The 19,238-nt window shown below is 68.0% G+C and carries 15 protein-coding genes; 12 read left to right on the top strand and 3 right to left on the bottom strand.

What is annotated here, in order from left to right; all coding sequences use genetic code 11:
* Positions 1-8 precede the first annotated feature (8 nt).
* From infB to QLQ15_RS15295, 7 genes are all read left to right on the top strand, one after another.
* On the top strand, positions 9-2,618 hold the full coding sequence (gene infB / locus QLQ15_RS15325) for a translation initiation factor IF-2 (protein ID WP_283213625.1): 2,610 nt from the start codon (positions 9-11) through the stop codon (positions 2,616-2,618).
* 9 nt (positions 2,619-2,627) lie between these two features.
* Positions 2,628-2,999 (top strand): 30S ribosome-binding factor RbfA, encoded by a 372-nt coding sequence (rbfA, locus tag QLQ15_RS15320; RefSeq protein ID WP_283214035.1) that lies wholly within the window; start codon positions 2,628-2,630, stop codon positions 2,997-2,999.
* A gap of 175 nt (positions 3,000-3,174) precedes the next feature.
* Entirely contained in the window at positions 3,175-4,134 is a 960-nt protein-coding gene (gene truB / locus QLQ15_RS15315) for a tRNA pseudouridine(55) synthase TruB (protein ID WP_283213624.1), read from the top strand.
* 196 nt (positions 4,135-4,330) lie between these two features.
* Entirely contained in the window at positions 4,331-4,591 is a 261-nt protein-coding gene (gene rpsO / locus QLQ15_RS15310; protein WP_194931017.1) for a 30S ribosomal protein S15, read from the top strand.
* 184 nt (positions 4,592-4,775) lie between these two features.
* Positions 4,776-6,884: a polyribonucleotide nucleotidyltransferase gene (gene pnp / locus QLQ15_RS15305; protein WP_283213623.1), complete on the top strand. Its 2,109-nt coding sequence runs from the start codon at positions 4,776-4,778 to the stop codon at positions 6,882-6,884.
* A gap of 139 nt (positions 6,885-7,023) precedes the next feature.
* Positions 7,024-7,662, top strand: coding sequence for a DUF5671 domain-containing protein (locus tag QLQ15_RS15300; protein ID WP_283213622.1), 639 nt, complete (start codon positions 7,024-7,026; stop codon positions 7,660-7,662).
* Between the two features lie 47 nt (positions 7,663-7,709).
* Complete coding sequence (locus QLQ15_RS15295; protein ID WP_283213621.1) at positions 7,710-8,099, top strand: hypothetical protein; 390 nt, start codon at positions 7,710-7,712, stop codon at positions 8,097-8,099.
* Between the two features lie 27 nt (positions 8,100-8,126).
* On the opposite strand, the gene QLQ15_RS15290 is transcribed toward QLQ15_RS15295, so the two are convergent.
* Both QLQ15_RS15290 and QLQ15_RS15285 read right to left on the bottom strand, forming a co-directional pair.
* Complete coding sequence (locus QLQ15_RS15290; RefSeq protein ID WP_283213620.1) at positions 8,127-9,398, bottom strand: sensor histidine kinase; 1,272 nt, start codon at positions 9,396-9,398, stop codon at positions 8,127-8,129.
* Positions 9,385-10,101 carry a response regulator transcription factor gene (locus tag QLQ15_RS15285; RefSeq protein ID WP_283213619.1) on the bottom strand — a complete coding sequence of 239 codons (717 nt, stop codon included), beginning with the start codon at positions 10,099-10,101 and terminating at the stop codon, positions 9,385-9,387. Before QLQ15_RS15285 ends, QLQ15_RS15290 begins: the two co-directional genes overlap by 14 nt.
* A gap of 224 nt (positions 10,102-10,325) precedes the next feature.
* Between QLQ15_RS15285 and QLQ15_RS15280 the strand changes: the two genes are divergently transcribed.
* The 3 genes from QLQ15_RS15280 to QLQ15_RS15270 all read left to right on the top strand — a co-directional run bounded on the left by QLQ15_RS15280 (position 10,326) and on the right by QLQ15_RS15270 (position 14,517).
* Positions 10,326-11,150, top strand: coding sequence for a phosphatase PAP2 family protein (locus tag QLQ15_RS15280; protein WP_283213618.1), 825 nt, complete (start codon positions 10,326-10,328; stop codon positions 11,148-11,150).
* Complete coding sequence (locus tag QLQ15_RS15275) at positions 11,147-12,826, top strand: phosphoethanolamine transferase (protein WP_283213617.1); 1,680 nt, start codon at positions 11,147-11,149, stop codon at positions 12,824-12,826. Before QLQ15_RS15280 ends, QLQ15_RS15275 begins: the two co-directional genes overlap by 4 nt.
* Positions 12,827-13,017: 191 nt before the next feature.
* Positions 13,018-14,517: a ComEA family DNA-binding protein gene (locus QLQ15_RS15270; protein WP_283213616.1), complete on the top strand. Its 1,500-nt coding sequence runs from the start codon at positions 13,018-13,020 to the stop codon at positions 14,515-14,517.
* Here the strand turns inward: QLQ15_RS15270 and dinB are convergent.
* Positions 14,514-15,629, bottom strand: a complete 1,116-nt coding sequence (dinB, locus tag QLQ15_RS15265; protein ID WP_283214034.1) for a DNA polymerase IV — start codon at positions 15,627-15,629, stop codon at positions 14,514-14,516. The genes QLQ15_RS15270 and dinB overlap by 4 nt on opposite strands.
* 194 nt (positions 15,630-15,823) lie before the next feature.
* Here dinB and QLQ15_RS15260 point away from each other — a divergent pair, with 194 nt between their 5' ends.
* Both QLQ15_RS15260 and QLQ15_RS15255 read left to right on the top strand, forming a co-directional pair.
* Positions 15,824-18,520: a bifunctional acetate--CoA ligase family protein/GNAT family N-acetyltransferase gene (locus QLQ15_RS15260; protein ID WP_283213615.1), complete on the top strand. Its 2,697-nt coding sequence runs from the start codon at positions 15,824-15,826 to the stop codon at positions 18,518-18,520.
* A gap of 70 nt (positions 18,521-18,590) precedes the next feature.
* Positions 18,591-18,764, top strand: coding sequence for a DUF1328 family protein (locus QLQ15_RS15255; RefSeq protein ID WP_283213614.1), 174 nt, complete (start codon positions 18,591-18,593; stop codon positions 18,762-18,764).
* Positions 18,765-19,238 lie beyond the last annotated feature (474 nt).

Genomic DNA, 19,238 nt, shown 5'->3' with positions numbered 1-19,238 from the left:
GAATCCGAATGTCGCAGCAAACCACCATCCGCAAGCTGGCCGAACTGGTGAACACGCCGGTCGAGAAGTTGCTGGAGCAGCTGGCCGAGGCCGGCATGACCTTCAGCGGCCCCGACCAGGTCGTGACCAGCATCGAGAAAGTCAAGCTGCTCGGCTTCCTCAAGCGCGCTCATGGCAAGGCCGACAAGGCCGAAGAGCCGGGCGAGGCCTCGAAGAAGATCACGCTCAACCGCAGCCGCAAGCAGGAAATCACGGTCGGCGGCGGCAAGAACAAGACGACGGTCGACGTCGTCGTGCGCAAGAAAGTCACGCTGGTCAAGCCGAACGAGGCATCCCCGGCGGCCGGCAGCGACGACGAGCGCTCCGAGATCCTGCGCAAGCTGGAGGAATCCAAGCAGCGCAACATCGCCGAGCAGCAGCGCCTGGCGGCGGACGACAAGCGTCGCGCGGACGAAGCCGAGGCGGTCCGCCGCGAGGCCGAGGAAATCGCACGTGCGAAGGCCGAGGAAGAACAGCGCGCCAAGCTGGCCGACGCCAGCGCGATCGCCTCGGAAGACGAGCCGGTCCGCAAGCCGGCCGCGGTCGGTCACGGCCACGGTCACGGCCATCCCAAGCCCGCCGCACCGCGCGCCCCTGAACCGGCACGTGGCACGCCCGCGCACAAGACCCGCGGCTCGCACGCGATGGTCGCGACCGTCGAGGACGACGATCGCACCAACCGTTTCGCCGGCCAGATGCACCTGAGCGCCTCCGAGCGCGCCCGCCGTGGCGCCAGCTCGCGCGGCAAATCCAAGCCGACGCGTCGCCAGGCCGAGCAGTCCCGTTCGGGCAGCGGCTTCACCCGTCCGACCGCGCCGATCGTGCGCGAGGTCGCCATTGGCGAAACCATCACTGTCGCGGATCTCGCGCAGAAGATGGCGCTGAAGGGCGGCGACGTGGTGAAGGCGCTGTTCAAGATGGGCGTCATGGCGACCATCAACCAGGCCATCGACCACGACACCGCCGCACTGGTGACGGAAGAGCTGGGCCACGTCGTGGTCAAGGCCGATGCCGACACCGCCGAAGACGCGCTGCTGGCCCACGTCGAGGAGACGCAGGGTGACAAGGCACCGCGTCCGCCGGTGGTCACCATCATGGGTCACGTCGACCACGGCAAGACCTCGCTGCTCGACTACATCCGCCGTACCAAGGTGGCCTCCGGCGAAGCCGGCGGCATCACCCAGCACATCGGCGCGTACCACGTGGAGACGGACAAGGGAGTCATCAGCTTCCTCGACACCCCGGGCCACGCCGCGTTCACCTCGATGCGCGCTCGCGGCGCCAAGCTCACCGACATTGTGGTGATCGTGGTGGCCGCCGACGACGGCGTCATGCCGCAGACGAAGGAAGCCATCCAGCATGCGAAGGCGGCCGGCGTGCCGCTGATCGTGGCGATCAACAAGATGGACAAGTCCGACGCCGACCCGCTGCGCGTGAAGAACGAACTGCTGGGCGAGGAGATCGTGGCCGAGGAGTTCGGTGGCGACACCCAGATGGTCGAGCTGTCCGCGAAGACCGGCCTGGGCGTTGACGACCTGCTCGACGCGATCTCGCTGCAGGCCGAGGTGCTGGAGCTCCAGGCCGTGCCGACCGGCCGCGCCACCGGCACCGTGATCGAATCCGCGCTCGACAAGGGCCGCGGTCCGGTTGCGACCGTGCTGGTCCAGGCGGGCGAACTCAAGAAGGGCGACTACCTCGTGTGCGGCGTGCAGTACGGCCGCGTGCGTGCGCTGTTCGACGAAACCGGCAAGCAGGTAGACAAGGCCGGCCCGTCGATTCCGGTGCAGGTGCTGGGTCTGTCCGGCGTGCCGGATGCGGGCGACGACTTCGTGGTCGTCGACGACGAGCGCCTGGCCAAGGACGTCGCGCAGCAGCGCGATGCCAAGCGTCGCGAGTCGCGCCTGGTCGCCGCTGCGGGTAACCGCATGGAAGACATCATGGCCCAGATGGGCAAGGGCGAGGGCCAGCTGAGCCTCAACCTTGTCGTCAAGGCCGACGTGCAGGGTTCGGTCGAAGCACTGCGCCAGTCGCTGACGGCGCTGTCCAACGACCAGATCCGCATCAACGTGATCAGCTCCGGCGTGGGCGGCATCACCGAGTCCGACGCGAACGCGGCGCTCACGGCGAAGGCCACCATCATCGGCTTCAACGTCCGTGCCGACGCATCGGCCCGCAAGGTGATCGAGTCCAACGCCCTCGACCTGCGTTACTTCTCGATCATCTATGACGTGATCGACCAGGTGAAGCAGGTGGCGTCGGGCATCCTCGGCGTCGAGATCCGCGAAGAGATCATCGGTACCGCGGAAGTGCGCGATGTGTTCCGCAGCTCCAAGTTCGGCGCGGTGGCCGGCTGCATGGTCATCGAGGGCGTGGTCAAGCGCCACAAGCCGATCCGCGTGCTGCGCGACAACGCCGTCATCTTCGAGGGCGAGCTGGAATCGCTGCGTCGCTTCAAGGAGAACGTCGAGGAAGTGCGCAACGGCACCGAGTGCGGCATCGGCGTGAAGGCGTACAACGACGTCAAGCCGGGCGACCAGATCGAGTGCTTCGAGCGTATCGAAGTCCAGCGCACGCTGTAATTGAAGAACATGGCAGGCAAGTCGTTCCATCGCACCGACCGCGTTTCCGCCCAGCTCCGTCGCGAGCTGGGCACGCTGGTGCACGAGGTCGTGCGTGAGCACGGCCTGCCGTCGGTCAGCGTGTCCGATGTCGAAGTCACGCGCGACCTGGCGCACGCCAAGGTGTTCGTCACCGCTCTGCAGCAGGAACGTTCCAAGGAGGCCGTGAAGGCACTGAAGGAACTGGCCCCGCAGATTCGCTTCCAGCTCGGCCGCGCGGTGAAGATGCGCCACGTGCCGGAACTGCATTTCCACTACGACGATTCCGTGGACCGCGGCGAGCGCATCGGCAACCTGCTGCGCGAGCAGTCGGGCCCGTCCGACGACAGCGCGGACGACTGAACCCCGGTCGCCAGACCGCCTGCGTCGTGCAGGTTTCCTACTTCCTCTCCGGGTAACCCGACGGGTGCATCCGCGCCGGCGATGGCCGGCCGACCCCGGCTTTGCCGCCGCGGCCGATCAGGCGCAAGATCGGCCGCAACGGCGCGCCCCGGACGATGGCATCAGCGGACGATCCATGACGAAAGCCAAGACCCGCTTCCGCTCACTCGACGGCATCCTGCTGCTCGACAAGCCCCAGGGGCTGAGTTCCAACCAGGCGTTGCAGCAGGCCCGCCACCTGTTCCGGGCAGAGAAGGGCGGGCACACCGGCAGCCTGGATCCGCTGGCGACCGGCCTTCTGCCGCTGTGCTTCGGCGAGGCGACCAAGATCGCCGGCCTGCTGCTCGGATCGTCCAAGGCCTACGAGACCACCGCCGTGTTCGGCCTGACCACCGATTCCGACGACGCCGACGGCGCGCCCCTGCGCGAACGTCCCGTGCCTGCGCTTGCCGCGGCCGATATCGAGGCCGCGCTCGCGCCGCTGCGCGGGTCGATCCGCCAGCGCGCTCCGATCTTCTCCGCGCTGAAGCAGGGCGGCGAGCCGCTGTACGCGAAGGCGCGTCGCGGGGAGGCCATCGAGGCGCCAGAACGTGACGTCGTCGTGCACCGCCTGGACCTGATCGAGCACGAGGGTCCCCGGCTGCGGCTTCACGTGGAGTGCGGCTCAGGGACCTACGTGCGCAGCCTCGTGCGGGACCTTGGCGAGACCCTGGGCTGCGGCGCGCACGTGGCGACGCTGCGCCGTCTCTGGGTCGACCCGTTTCGCGAGCCGCGCATGTTCACGTTGGAGGCGCTGCGTGAGCTCCTCGCGCGTGAAGGCGAGGGCGCCCTGGAGCGCTGCCTGCTGCCGGTGGAGGCGGGGCTCACCGCTTTTCCGCGTGTCGAGCTGGACGCCGAAGCCGCCCGCCGGCTGGGCCTGGGCCAGGCGGTGCCGTGTGCCCCGGGGGCCGAGGGCCCGATCGCCGTGTTCTCGGAGGCGGGGCGCTGCCTGGGCATGGGGCAGCGTGAAGGCGGATCGGTGTCCCCGCAGCGCCTGTTCCGCTGGGCGGTGCAGCCGCCGGCATCGCCTGAACGGGCCCTCACGCCTCCCGCGTGAAGGCGCGCGCGCCGGCGCGTGCAAAGACAAATGCCGCATGGCGGGTCGCATTCGTCGAGGCGGACTGATACAATTCCGCCGCTTTTCAAGCACCTAGCAGTTTCCCTTTCTAGCAAACGGCGAGCCAGGCGGTGCGTCGGCGCGGAGTGTCCGCGACCGATTCGCTTCTGCAGGCCACGCATCCATGAGGCACTACATGTCCATCGACACCAGCAAGATCATTGAAGACAACAAGCGCGGCGCCAGCGACACCGGTTCGCCGGAAGTCCAGGTCGCCCTGCTGACCGCCCGCATCGAGCAGCTGACCGGCCACTTCAAGGTCCACAAGCAGGACCACCACAGCCGTCGCGGCCTGCTGCAGATGGTCAACCGCCGCCGCAGCCTCCTCGACTACCTGAAGCGCAAGGACAACGAGCGCTACAAGGCCCTGATCGAGAAACTCGGCCTGCGTCGCTAATCGCAATACCCACCGCGGCGCAGCGATGCGCCGCGGTTCGTTTTTGAGGTCGCAACACCTGACGCGCCGTGCCACGGTCCCCCTCGCCGCAACGGCAGCACGAATTCCCGGCCGCATCTCCCGGCGGCCACCGGACCAGGGCAGGGGCCCTGACCGGAACGCATTGAAACGATAGGAACCCAACGTGGCAAAAATCACCAAGACCTTCCAGTACGGCAACCATCAGGTCACCCTGGAAACCGGCGAAATCGCGCGCCAGGCCAGCGGCGCCGTGATCGTCAAGATGGACGACACCGTGGTGCTGGTGTCGGCCGTTGCCGCCAAGAGCGCGCGTGAAGGGCAGGACTTCTTCCCGCTGACGGTGGACTACCAGGAAAAGTTCTACGCCGGTGGTCGCATCCCGGGCGGCTTCTTCAAGCGCGAAGGCCGTCCGACCGAGAAGGAAACGCTGATCTCGCGTCTGATCGACCGTCCGATCCGCCCGCTGTTCCCCGAGGAATACAAGAACGAGGTCCAGATCATCGCGACGGTGATGTCGATGAATCCGGAAATCGACGGTGACATCCCGGCGATGATCGGTGCCTCGGCCGCGCTGGCGCTGGCCGGCACGCCGTTCCAGGGCCCGATCGGCGCCGCCAAGGTCGGTTACAAGAACGGCCAGTACATCCTCAACCCGACCGCCACCGAGCTGGCCGACTCCGATCTGGAGCTGGTCGTCGCCGGTACGTCGAACGCGGTGCTGATGGTCGAGTCCGAAGCGAAGATGCTGTCGGAAGACGTCATGCTCGGCGCCGTGATGTTCGGCCACCGCGAGATGCAGAAGGTCATCAACGCGATCAACGAGCTGACCGTCGAAGCCGGCACCAAGCCGTCGACGTGGGTCGCCCCGGCCAAGAACGACGCGCTGATCGCCGCGATCAAGGAATCGGCGGGCGCTTCGCTGGCGCAGGCCTACCAGATCCGCAACAAGGGCGAGCGCCGCGACGCCATCTCGGTCATCCGCAAGGACACCTGGGAGCAGCTGTCGGGCCGCGCCGAAGCCTCCGGCTGGCAGGCCGCCGAGTACGCCAAGGAGTTCGGCGACCTCGAGTACGCGACCATGCGCGACTCGGTGCTGAGCACCAAGGTCCGCATCGACGGCCGTGACCTCACCACCGTGCGTCCGATCGAATGCAAGATCGGCGTGCTGCCGCGTACCCACGGCTCGGCGCTGTTCACGCGCGGCGAGACGCAGGCCATCGTGGTCACCACGCTGGGCACCGCGCGCGACGGCCAGATCATCGATGCCGTCTCGGGCGAGTACAAAGAGAACTTCCTGTTCCATTACAACTTCCCGCCGTACTCGGTGGGTGAGACCGGTCGCTTCGGCGCGCCGAAGCGTCGCGAGATCGGCCACGGCCGCCTTGCCAAGCGCGGCGTGCTGGCGACGATGCCGTCGCTGGAAGAGTTCCCGTACACCATCCGCGTGGTGTCGGAAATCACCGAGTCGAACGGCTCCTCGTCGATGGCTTCGGTCTGCGGTTCCTCGCTTGCGCTGATGGATGCCGGCGTGCCGGTGAAGTCGCCGGTCGCGGGCATCGCCATGGGCCTGGTGAAGGAAGGCAACGCGTTCGTCGTGCTGAGCGACATCCTGGGCGACGAGGATCACCTCGGCGACATGGACTTCAAGGTGGCCGGTTCGAAGGAAGGCATCAGCGCCCTCCAGATGGACATCAAGATCCAGGGCATCACCGAGGAGATCATGAAGGTCGCCCTCGCCCAGGCGAAGGAAGGCCGTCTGCACATCCTCGGCGAGATGGCCAAGGCCATCACCGCGCCGCGTGGTGAGCTGAGCGAGTGGGCCCCGCGCCTGCTGACGATGAAGATCCACCCGGACAAGATCCGCGAAGTGATCGGCAAGGGCGGTTCGACCATCCAGGCCATCACCAAGGAAACCGGCACGCAGATCGACATCCAGGACGACGGCACCATCGTCATCGCCTCGGTCAATGCCGCCGCCGCGCAGGCCGCGAAGGCACGCATCGAGCAGATCACGTCCGACGTCGAGCCGGGCCGCATCTACGAAGGCAAGGTCGCCAAGATCATGGACTTCGGTGCGTTCGTCACCATCCTGCCGGGCAAGGACGGTCTGGTGCACGTCTCGCAGATCTCCAACGAGCGCGTCGAGAAGGTTTCCGACAAGCTCAAGGAAGGCGACGTGGTGAAGGTCAAGGTGCTGGAAGTCGACAAGCAGGGCCGTATCCGCCTGTCGATGAAGGCCGTCGAAGAAGGCGAGGGTGTCGCGGCCGAGTAAGCCGCGCGCAGCCTTCGGCGACATTCGCCGGAACACGGAAAAGCGGGCTTCGGCCCGCTTTTTCTTTGTGCGGCGCCCGTCGCGCTTGACGGCGCCTGCGCGGCTGCCAGAATCGGGCCAACTTCAGCGGAGGAAGTTCATGGCATCGGGGCCGCAGGAACTGGAGGTGTTCGTCCGCGATGCGCTGTTGCGCGGGCACGGCAAGTCGGACATCACGCAGGCGCTGCTGTCGGCAGGCTGGCGCGAGGAGCAGATCCGCGGTGCGCTTGCCGCCTATTCCGACACGCCTTTCGAGGTGCCCGTGCCGCGACCGCGCGCATCGGTGTCGGCGCGAGAAGCGTTCCTGTACCTGGTGATGTTCGCGACGCTGTACTTCTTCGCCTACCACCTGGGCAGCCTGCTGTTCGATCTGATCAACCATGTCTGGCCGGACCCTGCGCAGAGTATTCACGGCCGGCTGGGCAGTTCCATGCGCTGGGCGACGGCGGCCATCGTCATTTCGTTTCCCGTCTTTGCCTACGTTTCGCACTATGTTTCCCGCGACGTCGCGCTATACCCGATCAAGCGCCTGTCGCCCGTGCGCCGATGGCTGACGTACCTGACGCTGTTCATCGCTGCGGCCATCCTCATCGGCGACATGACCACGCTGCTCTACAACCTGCTCGGCGGTGAGCTGACCACCCGCTTCGTGCTGAAGGTGCTGGTCGTGGCGGCCATCGCCGGTGGCGTGTTCGGTTACTACCTGTGGGACCTCCGCCGTGAAGAGGTGGAGGCATGAGCGCCCGTCGCCCGGGATTCTGGCTTCTGGTCGTGGCCGGCTGCGTCGTGGTCGCCACGGTGGTGGCAGCCGTCGTCGTGATGGGCACGCCGCAGATGCAACGCCGTGCGCGGCAGGACGAGCGGCGCCTCGAGGACCTGCGGCGCATCGTGATGCTCACGCAGATGGTGGCGGCCACGCACGGGAGCGTGCCGGACGATCTGGATGCGATCGCGAAGCAGCCGGGGCGTCCGACGACGCGCGACCCGTTCACCGGTGCGCCTTACGAATATGTGGTGCTGGATGCCCGCCACTATCGCCTGTGCGCGACGTTCCAGACCGATTCGGCGTCGGGCGTCGGCCGCCGAAGGACGTTCGAGATCCCATGGCCCGATCCCGAATGGCAACACCCTGCCGGTCGGCACTGTTTCGACCGGGTCATCAAACGCAACGACTGATCAGTCGCAAGGGGCTTGCTGCTTCGTTCAAGGCTGAAGCCGCAGCGTTGTCGTCGTGCCCGCACCTTCGTCCGAGGCGATGTCCAGCGACCAGCCCAGGTGTTCGCACAGGCGCGAGATGAGGTCCAGGCCGATGCCGCCTCCGTCTCGTCCGCCGCCGCGAGCGACCTTGGCGTAGATCGCGCTGATCTCCTCCGGCGTCATGCCGTGGCCGGGGTCGTCGATGACCACCGTGGCGGGTGCCTCCAGGCGGATGCGTATGTGTCCCCGGTCGCTGTGCTCGATCGCGTTGCGCAGCAGGTTGCCGATGGCCGCCTGCACGATGGGCAGGGGAGCGACCACTTCGCACGGCGGCATTGCGGCGATGTCGATCTGCAGGTCCTTGTCGCGCGTGAGGTGACGATGGTCGTCCACGATTTCAGGGATCAGCTGATCCAGCGCGACGTGGTCGCTGGAGCGCGCCAGGCGTGCGGGATCCTTGGCCAGCACCAGCAGCAACGAGATGAGCTGTTCGACTTCGCGCGCGGTGCGTTGGATGCGCGCGAACTGGCCGCGTGCGGCGTCCGGGAGTTCCGGCTGCTGGAGTGCGATCTCCGCCGCTCCGCCGATGACGGCCACCGGGGTGCGCAACTCATGGCTGGCGCTGTCGATGAAGACGCGTTCGCGCTCGACGAAGCGGTCGTTGCGTTGCAGGTAGTCGTTGAGCGCGTCGGCGATCACGACCAGCTCCGAACTGGCCGACGCCGGCGCATGGACGCGTTGCCCCGACTGGTCGGGGCGCAGGCCGGCGATGGACTGCGCCATGTCGCGCAGCGGGCGCACCAGCCGGTTCACGCTCCACGCGATGGCAACGCCGAGCAGCAGGATCATCGTGATCGCCGATCCGATCACGGTAACGCCCATGTCGAACTCGCGTTCCTCCAGATCGGTGATGTCCAGTGCGAGCGCGACGGAACGGCCGTCCACTTCACGCACCAGCGCAACGCGCTCGATGCCGTCGATGTAGATCTCGTCGTACACGCCGGGCGGTACGTCGCGCAGCGCCGGCGGAAGGCCGGCGGCATCGTGGGCGTCGTACATGGCCATGCTGCCGGTGTTGACCCAGCGGTAGTGCGGGTCCTGGCGGCGCAGTTCGAGCAGGTGGTCCATTTCCGAATCGAGCAGCGTCTGCCACACCAGCTGCTCGGCATGTTCGTTGACGATGAAGCCGTGCAGGATCACGGCAATCGTGAGCACGACCACGTAGCCCAGCAGCGAAAGCAGGATGCGTCGGCGCAGGCCGGACCTAGACGAGGCCATCGTCGTCCTCCGCAGCGCGGGCCGTGCCCTCGGTGGGCTCGGCGATGCGATAGCCCACGCGCGGCAGCGTCTGGATCAGCTTGACCGGGAAGGGCCCGTCCACGCTGCGGCGCAACTCGTAGACGTGGGAGCGCAGCATGTCGCCGTCGGGTGGGTCATCGCCCCACAGTGCGTGTTCCAGGCGTTCGCGAGTGACCGCGGCGGGACTGGCCTGCATCAGCACTTCCAGCAGCTTGCGGCAGGCAGGATAGAGGTGCAGCGTCCGGCCACCGCGCGTGGCTTCCATCGTCGCGGGGTCGTATCGCAGGTCGCCGACGTGCAGCAGGCGCTGACGACCGCGACCGTGCGCGCGCGCGATCAACGCTTCCAGTCGCACCTCCAGTTCGGGCAGGTGGAAGGGCTTGGTGAGGTAGTCGTCGGCGCCGGCGCGGAAACCGGCGAGCTTGTCGGGCAGTTCGTCTCTCGCGGTCAGCATCAGCACCGGCATGTCGCGCCCGGCCTCGCGCAGGCGGTTGAGTACTTCGTGTCCGTCCATGCGCGGCAGCATCCAGTCCAGCACGATCGCATCGAACTCCTGCGTGATCGCCAGGTGCAACCCGGTGGGGCCGTCCGGTGCGGCGTCAAGGACGTGACCGCGCGCTTCGAAGTACTCGAAGAGGTTGGCGACCAGGTTGCGGTTGTCTTCGACCACGAGCAGGCGCATGTGCCGTCCTTCGGGATGCCGCAGGCAGCGCGGCCAACTGACCAGTATCCGTGGCCACATGTCGGAAACCGGTGGGAAAAACAGCGCGTTTCCCGGCCATGTTCAGCGGTTCACGGAGGAAGCTGAATCGTTCCCCGCGCGTTGTGTGCGCCGCGTCCGTTTCCTACCGCTCTCCGACAAGGGCGTTTCGATCATACCCGCGCCTTCTGTTTCCGCGCGTCGTCATGCCTTCCACGTTTTCCTCTCCACGCACTGTCCGCAGCGGTTCCTCGCTGTGGCTGGCGCGCGTCTTCGGGCCGGCGCCCGAACCCGGTGCCGTCCGCATCGACAGGCGCTTTTTCGTCCTGCACGCATGGGTGCCGCTGGCGGCGTTCGTCCTGCTGGTGCTGGTGTCGATGGGCGCCAACGGCGACCGCTGGCTGGCCGACCGCATCTACGCGTGGGAGGGCCACCAGTGGCTGCTTCGCGACGCCTTCCTGACCGACACGCTGGCCCACGAGGGCGGCCGCGACGCCAGCACCCTGGCGTGGCTGGGCGTGCTCGCGGCCTGGATCGTGGCGTGTCTGCGCGAGCGTTGGGCGTACCTGCGTCGACCGCTGGCGTATCTGTGCGTGACCACCGCGCTCGCGGCCGGGCTGGTGGCGTGGTTCAAGTCCTGGTCGAACATGGATTGCCCCTGGGACCTGCTGCGCTACGGCGGCGGCCGCCCGTATGTGGGCTTGTTCGGCATGCGGCCGGTGGGGCTTTCGCGCGGTGCGTGTTTTCCCGCCGGGCACGCCAGCAGCGGCTACGCGTGGCTGTCGTTGTACTTCTTCCTGTGGATGGTGAAGCCGCGGTTGCGATGGGTTGGGCTGTGGGTGGCGCTGGCCCTGGGGCTGGTGTTCGGCGTGGCCCAGCAGCTGCGTGGCGCGCACTTCCTTTCGCATGACGTATGGACGGCCGGCATCTGCTGGGCCGTGGCGGTGTGCATGTACGTGGCCTTCTGGCACCGCGGTGGTCCCGATGCGCCGCGCTCGCCCGACGGCATGACCTGGATGGTGCTGCGATGAGCTCGGTCGTACGTCGTCGCCCGGATTTCCTGGGGGAACTTGCGCGCCGGTTCGGCCCGCTGCTCTCCTATCGGCCCGAGATCACCGTCGAAAGACTCGCCCTGCTGGCGAGCGTGTTCTTCGCCGTGTTCTGCAACTCCGCCTTCTTCCGCGCGGTCGCCGCGACCGGCGCGCTGAAGGGCGCCGGCGGCCTGCTGACAGGCGTCGCGCTGCTGGTGATGATCGCCGCGCTGAACATGACGCTGCTGTGCGTGCTGCTCAACCGCTGGACGGCCAAGCCGCTGCTGACGGTGCTGCTGCTGACCACGGCCGCGGCGTCGCATTTCATGAGCCGCTACACGATTTACCTCGACGCCGACATGCTGCGCAACATCCTGCATACCGACGGCAAGGAATCTGGCGAGCTGCTGTCGTGGGGCGTGCTGCCGCCGATGCTGTGGCTGGGCGTGCTGCCTTCGCTGATGGTGTGGCGTGTCCGGCTGAAGCGCCGACCGATCACGCGCGCGATGCTGGTGCGGGTGGCGTGCATCGCGCTGGCGGTGCTGGTGGCGGGTGGGGCGGCGCTGTCGTCGTTCCAGAACCTGTCCGCGCTCATGCGCAACCACCGTGAAGTGCGCCACCTCATCACGCCCGGGAACTACGTGGTGTCGCTGGCCCGCGTGGCGCTGCACGATGGTGCGGATCACGGTCCGCGCATGCCGGTGGGCGCCAACGCGAAGGTCGTGGGCCGCGTCGCCGGCCAGAAGCCACGGCTGCTGGTACTGGTCGTCGGCGAAACGGTGCGCGCCCAGAACTGGGGCCTCAACGGCTATGAGCGGCAGACCACGCCGCAACTGCGCGGCATCGGTCCCATCAATTTCAGCCACGTGACTTCGTGCGGCTCGGCCACCGAAGTGTCGGTGCCGTGCATGTTCTCGCCGTACGGCCGCGCGCATTACGACAAGGACCGCATCAAGCATTCCGAATCGCTGCTGCACGTGCTGGAGCACGCTGGCATCCACACGCTGTGGCGCGACAACCAGACCGGATGCAAGGGCGTGTGCGACGGCCTGGCGTTCGAGTCCTTCGAACACGCGAAACAGCCGCAGGTCTGCGACGCGGAAGGATGCCTGGACGAAGTGATGCTGGACGGCCTGGAGTCGCAGATCGCACGGCAGCCGGGCGACATGGTGGTGGTGCTGCACCAGCTGGGCAATCACGGACCCAGCTACTACAAGCGTTATCCATCGAGGCTGCGGCGGTTCACGCCCACGTGCGACACGGCCGAGCTGGGCGACTGCAGCCGGGAACAGATCGTCAACGCCTACGACAACGCCGTGATGTACACCGACGATTTCCTCGCCCGTACGATCCGCTTCCTTTCCGAGCGCACGGACCGCGACACGGCATTGATCTACCTGTCGGACCACGGCGAATCGCTGGGCGAGAACGGCCTGTACCTGCACGGCGTGCCGTACGCCATCGCGCCCGACACGCAGACGCACGTGCCGATGGTGATGTGGCTGTCGCCCGGATTCGCGGCCGACCGCGACGTGGACGTGGACTGCATGAAACGCGGCAGCGACGCACCGGTGAGCCAGGACAACCTGTTCCATTCCGTGCTGGGCCTGATGCAGGTCAGCACACCCGAGTACGACGCTCGACTCGACCTGTTCGGCCGCTGCACGGGCAGCTGACGCAGCGACATTGCCGGTCCTGCACCGTCGCCGCGTTCCTCCTGGAGGGCGCGGGGAGGACATCGCGTTCAGGCCCGGCACCGGTGCCCATGTGCACGGCCGTGCAAGTGTCGGCAGTGGGTGGCCGGCATGGCAGGCGCGGTGCCATCGGGCGTTCCGCCATCCTCCCCCTGCAACGAGGAGGCGAGGCGATGGGCGGAATCCAGCGATGGTGCGCAGGTCTGATGCTGGTAATGGCGATGATGCCTGCCGGTGCAGCGGAGCTGGGTGTTCTGGCGCCTGTCGTGGCCAACGGTGCACCGCAGGTGCAGGACGACCCCTCTGGACGGCCGGCACCCGTGGTCACGCGCGTGCGTTCCGGGGCGCTGTACGACCGCATCCAGCGCGAGGCTCGCGACGGTTTCCTCGCCACCGTGCTGGCCCTGGACGAAAGCGCGCAACGCATCGCCGGTGCACGCATCCTCACGCCGACGTGGCTGTACCTGTCGGCGGAAGACGGCGGCTTCGCGCGCCGCGGTTTCTGGCTGGAAGAGAACGGCAGCAGGCGCTTCGTCGACGAACTGTTCGTCGATCTGGTCGTCGACGAGGACACGGTGGCCGACGGCGGCTTCGAGGAGATCTTCGCCCACGAGATGGGGCACGTGTTCCTGCGCCGGCTGATACCGGGCCTGCCTTCCGGATACTCGCGCACGCCGCACAGCAGCATGAGCGTGACCGACTACCCCACGGCCTTCGATGAAGGCTTCGCCACGCACTTCCAGAGCCTGGTGCGCAGGTACTCGCACAATCCCGCGCTGGAGGACCTCACGCTTGGCCTGGGTGGCAAGCCGTTCCTGCCGTACTGGCTCAGCAATCTGGACCGCGCCGGCCGCATCGAGGGTGTGCGCCGCAACCTGTTCATCCAGTTGCCGCTGGTGCCGCCCGGGAACGATGCCGAAGCGTTGGCGCGCGCGAATGAAAGCACCGCTCTGGACATGGCGCGCCTGAAGAACGGCCAGCAGATGCTGTCTTCCGAGGGCGTCATCGCCACGCTGTTCCATCGCTGGCTGGTGCCGGGGGACGGCGATCGTGACAGCGTGGTCGCACGCTACTCGACGCTGTTCCGCACGCTGGCCACGTCCGGTGCGTGGACGCTGGAACCCGGCACGCCGGTGTTCCTGGAACTGGTCGATCGCCATTGCGTCGCCGTGCCGGCCGACTGCGCGCGATCGCGCACTCTCGTTCTGGACACTACCTACGGCGCCACCGCGGATCCGTCGCTGGCGCGCGCGACCGAGGCCGTGGCCGAGCGTGGTCGCATCGGCGATATGGCCGGCTACGTCAGCGGCCTCAAGCAGGTGCGTGCACAGATGGCGCAGCTGCAAGCCGATGTCGCGCGGCAGCCGTCGATGCTGCGCGCGGCGCTGGGGCCGGACCTGTGGCTGCTGGGCCACTCGGCGGCGCGGTTGCCCGGCATGACGTCTCAGGACATCGCGGTGAATCTCAACACCGCGCAGGCCGAAGCCCTGCAGACGTTGCCGGGCATCGATGCGGCGACGGCGACGCGCGCATTGCGCAGCCGCCGCGACGCGGGCGTGTTCCGCGACCTGGCCGATTTCGTCCGCCGCGCCGGCATCGATGGACGCACGTCCGCGGCCCTTGAAGATGCTGCGCGCCGGCTGCAGGCCGCGGGCCCGTACGAGCGTCGCTAGTCGGACGCGATGTCCACCGCGTCGGTCCGCGCGAAGAGGTCGCGTTGTGCCGCTGCGTCGTCGCGGTCGCTGAAACCCGACAGGCCCACGCCGACCAGTCGATAGCGCGTGTGTTCCGGCAGCGCCACGCGCGCGCGCAGGTCGCATGCGAGCTGCGCCAGCGCGGCTTCCGACGCGGGCGGCTCCGTCGGCGTGAGGCTGCGCGTGAGGATGCGGAAGTCGGAGGTCTTGAGCTTGAGCACCACCGTGCGCGCGATGCGGCCCGGGTGGCGCTCGACTTCGCGGCCATGGCCTTCCCACGTCTTCGCGGCGAGCCGGCGGATGTGCGGTTCCAGTTCTTCCAGCGGCAGGTCGCGCTCGAACGTGTCCTCGGAGGACACCTGCAGCGTCGGGCGCTCGGGTTCGACCGGGCTCTCGTCGATGCCCAGCGACAGCTCGTGCAATCGACGTCCCCAGCGTCCGAAACGTTGCTCCAGTTCCACCGCGCCCATCGTCCGCAGATCGGCCACCGTGGCGATGTGCAGCTCCTGCAGGCGCTGCTCCATGACCTTGCCCACGCCCGGCAGACGCCCCACCGGCAGCGGCGCGAGGAAGGCTTCCACCTGATGCGGGCGGATCACGAACAGCCCATCGGGCTTGCGCCAGTCGGAGGCGATCTTCGCCAGGAACTTGTTGGGTGCCACGCCCGCCGATGCCGTCAGCTGCGTTTCCTCGCGGATGGCGTCGCGGATGGCCTGTGCCGTCGCGGTGGCCGTCGGCAGGCCCGTGTGCGTGACCGTGACGTCGAGATAGGCCTCGTCCAGCGAGAGTGGTTCGATCAGATCGGTGTGGCGCGCGAAGATCTCCCGCACCTGTCGCGACACTGCCTTGTAGCGGCTGAAGTCCGGCGGCACGAACACCGCCTGGGGGCACAGCCGCTCGGCCCGGACCGCGGGCATCGCCGAACGCACGCCGAAACGCCGCGCTTCATAGCTGGCCGCACAGACCACCGAACGCGCGCCGCGCCAGGCCACCACTACCGGACGTCCCTGCAACGAGGGGTCGTCGCGCTGCTCGACCGACGCGTAGAACGCGTCCATGTCGACATGCAGGATCTTGCGGGGCGTGGGCAACAAGGCGGCGACGGGAACGCCGGCGTCGGGCGGCGTGTTAGTGAAAATACTAACGCCGCATTCGCGATTCGTCGATGCAGGTGTGAGCGGGGCTTTGCGGGCGCCGCCTATAGTGAGCACGACGCCCGCGCCTTCGCCTTGAGGGCACTCAAGATGCCGCGCACGGATTGGCGCAGGATGATCCGCGAACGCCCATGAGCACCTATTCGCTGCAGTCGATCTTCAATCCGGCTTCCGTCGCCGTGGTGGGTGGCAGTCCGCGCGAGCGTTCCATCGCCCGCGCGGTGCTGCACAACCTGCAGGCCGGTGGATTCTCCGGGCCCATCGGTCTGGTGAATCCGCGTCACCGCGAGATCGAAGGCGTCGCCGCGGTGGCGCGACTGGCCGACCTGGCCTTCAGGCCCGAGCTGGTGGTGATCGCCACGCCGGCACCGATGGTCCCCGTCCACGCCGAAGCCGCGGCCGATGCGGGCGCGTCGGCGGTGGTGGTGCTCAGCACGGGACTGGGTAGCGGGGAAGGCTCGTTCGCCGAGCAGCTGCAGGCCATCGCGCGTGCGCGCGGACTGCGCGTGATCGGCCCCAGCAGCCTGGGCGTGATCGCGCCGCATGCGCGCTTGAACGCCAGTTTCGCCGCGCACGTGCCGCTGCCGGGCGACATCGCAGTGATCTCGCATTCGGCGGCCATCGCCGCGGCGCTGGTGGAGTGGGGCGCGGTACGTTCCATCGGATTCTCCGCGGTCGCGGCGCTGGGCGACGCGGTCGATGTCGATTTCGCCGACCTGCTGGACTACTTCGCGCGCGACCGCCACACGCGGGCCATCCTGCTTTACGTCGAATCGCTCCGCGACGCGCGCAAGTTCATGTCCGCCGCGCGTGCAGCCGCGCGCCTGAAGCCGGTGGTGGTGGTGAAATCCGGACGGCACGCGCAGGGCGTGGCACAGCCGGCCACGCACGCCGCCGCACTGGCGACGCCCGACGCGGTGTACTCGGCCGCGTTCCATCGTGCGGGCATGCTGCGCGTGCTCGCACTGGACGAGCTGTTCGCCGCCGCCGAAGCGCTCGGCCGCACCGACACCTTTCCCGGACGCCGGCTCGCCATCCTCGCCAACGGTCGCGGTACGGGCCTGCTCGCCGCCGACCGACTCATCGACATGGGCGGTACGCTGGCTACGCTGTCCGACGAAGCGCGCGCACAGGTGGCCAACATCGCCTCGGCGACGTGGCCTGGCACCCATCCCGTGGATTTCTACGGCGATATCGACCATGCCTCGTACACCGCGGCGTTCAAGGCGCTCATCGCCGATCCCAACAACGACGCCCTCCTCGTGCTTAACGTTCCCACCGCGCTGATGAGCGCCAACAGCCGCGCGAAGGCGCTGGCCGAGGCGCGCGGCGCGTTGCCGCGGGAGTGGATCCGCAAGCCGGTGTTCGCGGTGTGGCTGGGCGCGGACGACGATGCCGTCGCCTGGCTCAACGCCGCGCGCATTCCCGGCTACGCGACCGAGGCCGACGCAGTGCGCGGCTTCATGTACCTGGTGCGTCATCGCGAGGCGCAGCAGACGCTGATGGAAACGCCGCCGAGCCTGCCCGACGACCTGGTCGTCGATACGGCGACCGCGCGCAGCATCGTGGACGGCGCCATCGATGCGGGACGCGGATGGCTCGACCCCGTCGAGGTCGCGCGCGTGCTGGGCGCATACGGCATTGCGATCACGCCGGTTGCGTCCGCGCGCGATCCCGACGAGGCCGCGCGCGTTGCGGCGCCGATGCTGGGCGGCGGCGCGCCGGTCGCGGTGAAGATCCTGTCGCCGGACATCGACCACAAGTCCGATGTGGATGGCGTGCGCCTGAACCTGTTCACGATGCAGGCCGTGCGCGAGGCCGCCGATGCCATCCTCTCGCGTGCACGCGCGCTTCGCCCGCAGGCGCGGATCGAAGGTGTCACCGTCCATCCGATGGTGGTTCGTCCCAAGGCGCGCGAACTCATCGCCGGCGTGGTGGACGACGAAACCTTCGGCCCGGTGATCGTGTTCGGTCGCGGCGGCACGGCCGTGGAGGTGATCGACGACAAGGTGCTGGCGCTGCCGCCGCTGGATCTGCGCTTGGCGCACGAGATGATCGGGCGCACGCGCGTTTCGCGCATCCTCAAGGCCTATCGTGACGTGCCCGCCGCAGACGAACGTGCCGTGGCGCTGGTGCTGGTCAAACTGGCGCAGCTGGTGGCGGACATCCCGGGCATCCGCGAGGTGGACATCAACCCGCTGCTGGCCGATCGCGATGGATTGATCGCCGTGGATGCCCGCATCGGCGTGTCGCGCTCGCGCGCTTTGCACAAAGGGCCGGGGCATCCGCGCTTCGCCATCCTGCCGTATCCGAAGGAGTGGGAACGCACGATCACGCTGGCGGACGGCGACACCGCGTTCGTGCGCCCGGTACGTCCCGAGGACGAGGAGATGTTCCGCACCTTCTTCGGTCGCGTGTCCGACGAAGACCTGCGCATGCGTTTCTTCCAGACCGTGCGCAACTTCAGCCACGAATTCATCGCGCAACTCACCCAGCTGGACTACGCGCGTTCCATCGCGCTGGTCGCCATCGCCCCCGACACCGGTGAAATGCTCGGCGCCGTCCGCCTGCATGCCGATGCCAACTACGACCGCGGCGAGTACGGCATCCTCGTGCGCTCGGACCTCAAGGGGCACGGACTGGGCTGGCGGCTCATGCAGATCATGATCGAGTACGCACGCTGGCTCGGCCTGCGCGTGGTCGAGGGCGAAGTGCTGCAGGAAAACCGCACCATGATCGCCATGTGCCAGCGACTGGGCTTCTCGGTGGTGACCCATCCCGATGATCCCGGCCTGGTCGTGGCCACGCTGCCCATCGAGCCGGCCTGACCTGCCGATCACGCCGGTGCGACGGCGTGCTGGCTAGCGTGCGGATACGGATTCGATCGGAGCGCACGTCATGTTCAAGTGGGCCATCATCTTCGCGATCATCGGACTCATCGCCGGCGCGCTGGGTTTTTCCGGCGCCGCCGGTGCGGCGATGGGCATCGCCAAGTTCCTGTTCTGGGTCGGCCTGGCCATCGCGGTCGTGTTGTTGCTGATCGGACTGGCCATCGCGCGGAAGGTGAGCTGACGCAACTGACACCGCGGTGTCATGACGACATGTCATGAGGTCATGGCGAGCGGTGAGGTGCGCGGGGCGCGAGCCCGCGCAACGTGGGTCGGCGACGTCGGCGCACCAGCGGCGCAATGCATCGTGAGCACGCGCGGGGCAGGGCTTCGCCGGGTCTTAACTCTCCTGCGTACAAGCTGGTTACCCGAGAAGAGGTGCCCCCGCATGAGCCTCCGGAAGCCCCCCGATGTGAAAGCTTCCCGCCCGCGCGTGCCGCGTGTTCCACGCGACGTAGCCCGGGCCCGCCGCGACGCCGTTCCGCCGCGGGAGGACATGCCGCGCGCCACACGTGCCGACCGGGCCGAGCACCAACTGCGCCTGCGTCGCCTCAGCGCCGGGTATGCCTGAACCGGCCACGCACCCGGCGCGCATTGCCGGTTCGCGAGGCCGTGCTAGGATCGCCCTCGAAGGGGAGTAGCTCCATCGTGCTGTCGC

This window comes from Lysobacter stagni, assembly GCF_030053425.1.
In the GTDB taxonomy this organism is placed as follows: Bacteria; Pseudomonadota; Gammaproteobacteria; order Xanthomonadales; family Xanthomonadaceae; genus Lysobacter_J; species Lysobacter_J stagni.
The sequence above is the reverse complement of the archived record's forward strand: the minus strand, read 5'-3'. Positions and strand labels throughout refer to the sequence as shown.

Bases quoted from the DNA above. Each gene is read 5' to 3' on its own strand.
- QLQ15_RS15285 (WP_283213619.1), bottom strand. From the start codon at position 10,101: ATGCGCCTGCTCGTGGTCGAAGACAACCGCAACCTGGTCGCCAACCTC.
- infB (WP_283213625.1), top strand. From the start codon at position 9: ATGTCGCAGCAAACCACCATCCGCAAGCTGGCCGAACTGGTGAACACG.
- truB (WP_283213624.1), top strand. From the start codon at position 3,175: ATGACGAAAGCCAAGACCCGCTTCCGCTCACTCGACGGCATCCTGCTG.
- QLQ15_RS15290 (WP_283213620.1), bottom strand. From the start codon at position 9,398: ATGGCCTCGTCTAGGTCCGGCCTGCGCCGACGCATCCTGCTTTCGCTG.
- QLQ15_RS15300 (WP_283213622.1), top strand. From the start codon at position 7,024: ATGGCATCGGGGCCGCAGGAACTGGAGGTGTTCGTCCGCGATGCGCTG.
- QLQ15_RS15260 (WP_283213615.1), top strand. From the start codon at position 15,824: ATGAGCACCTATTCGCTGCAGTCGATCTTCAATCCGGCTTCCGTCGCC.
- QLQ15_RS15270 (WP_283213616.1), top strand. From the start codon at position 13,018: ATGGGCGGAATCCAGCGATGGTGCGCAGGTCTGATGCTGGTAATGGCG.
- QLQ15_RS15255 (WP_283213614.1), top strand. From the start codon at position 18,591: ATGTTCAAGTGGGCCATCATCTTCGCGATCATCGGACTCATCGCCGGC.
- rbfA (WP_283214035.1), top strand. From the start codon at position 2,628: ATGGCAGGCAAGTCGTTCCATCGCACCGACCGCGTTTCCGCCCAGCTC.
- QLQ15_RS15280 (WP_283213618.1), top strand. From the start codon at position 10,326: ATGCCTTCCACGTTTTCCTCTCCACGCACTGTCCGCAGCGGTTCCTCG.
- rpsO (WP_194931017.1), top strand. From the start codon at position 4,331: ATGTCCATCGACACCAGCAAGATCATTGAAGACAACAAGCGCGGCGCC.
- QLQ15_RS15275 (WP_283213617.1), top strand. From the start codon at position 11,147: ATGAGCTCGGTCGTACGTCGTCGCCCGGATTTCCTGGGGGAACTTGCG.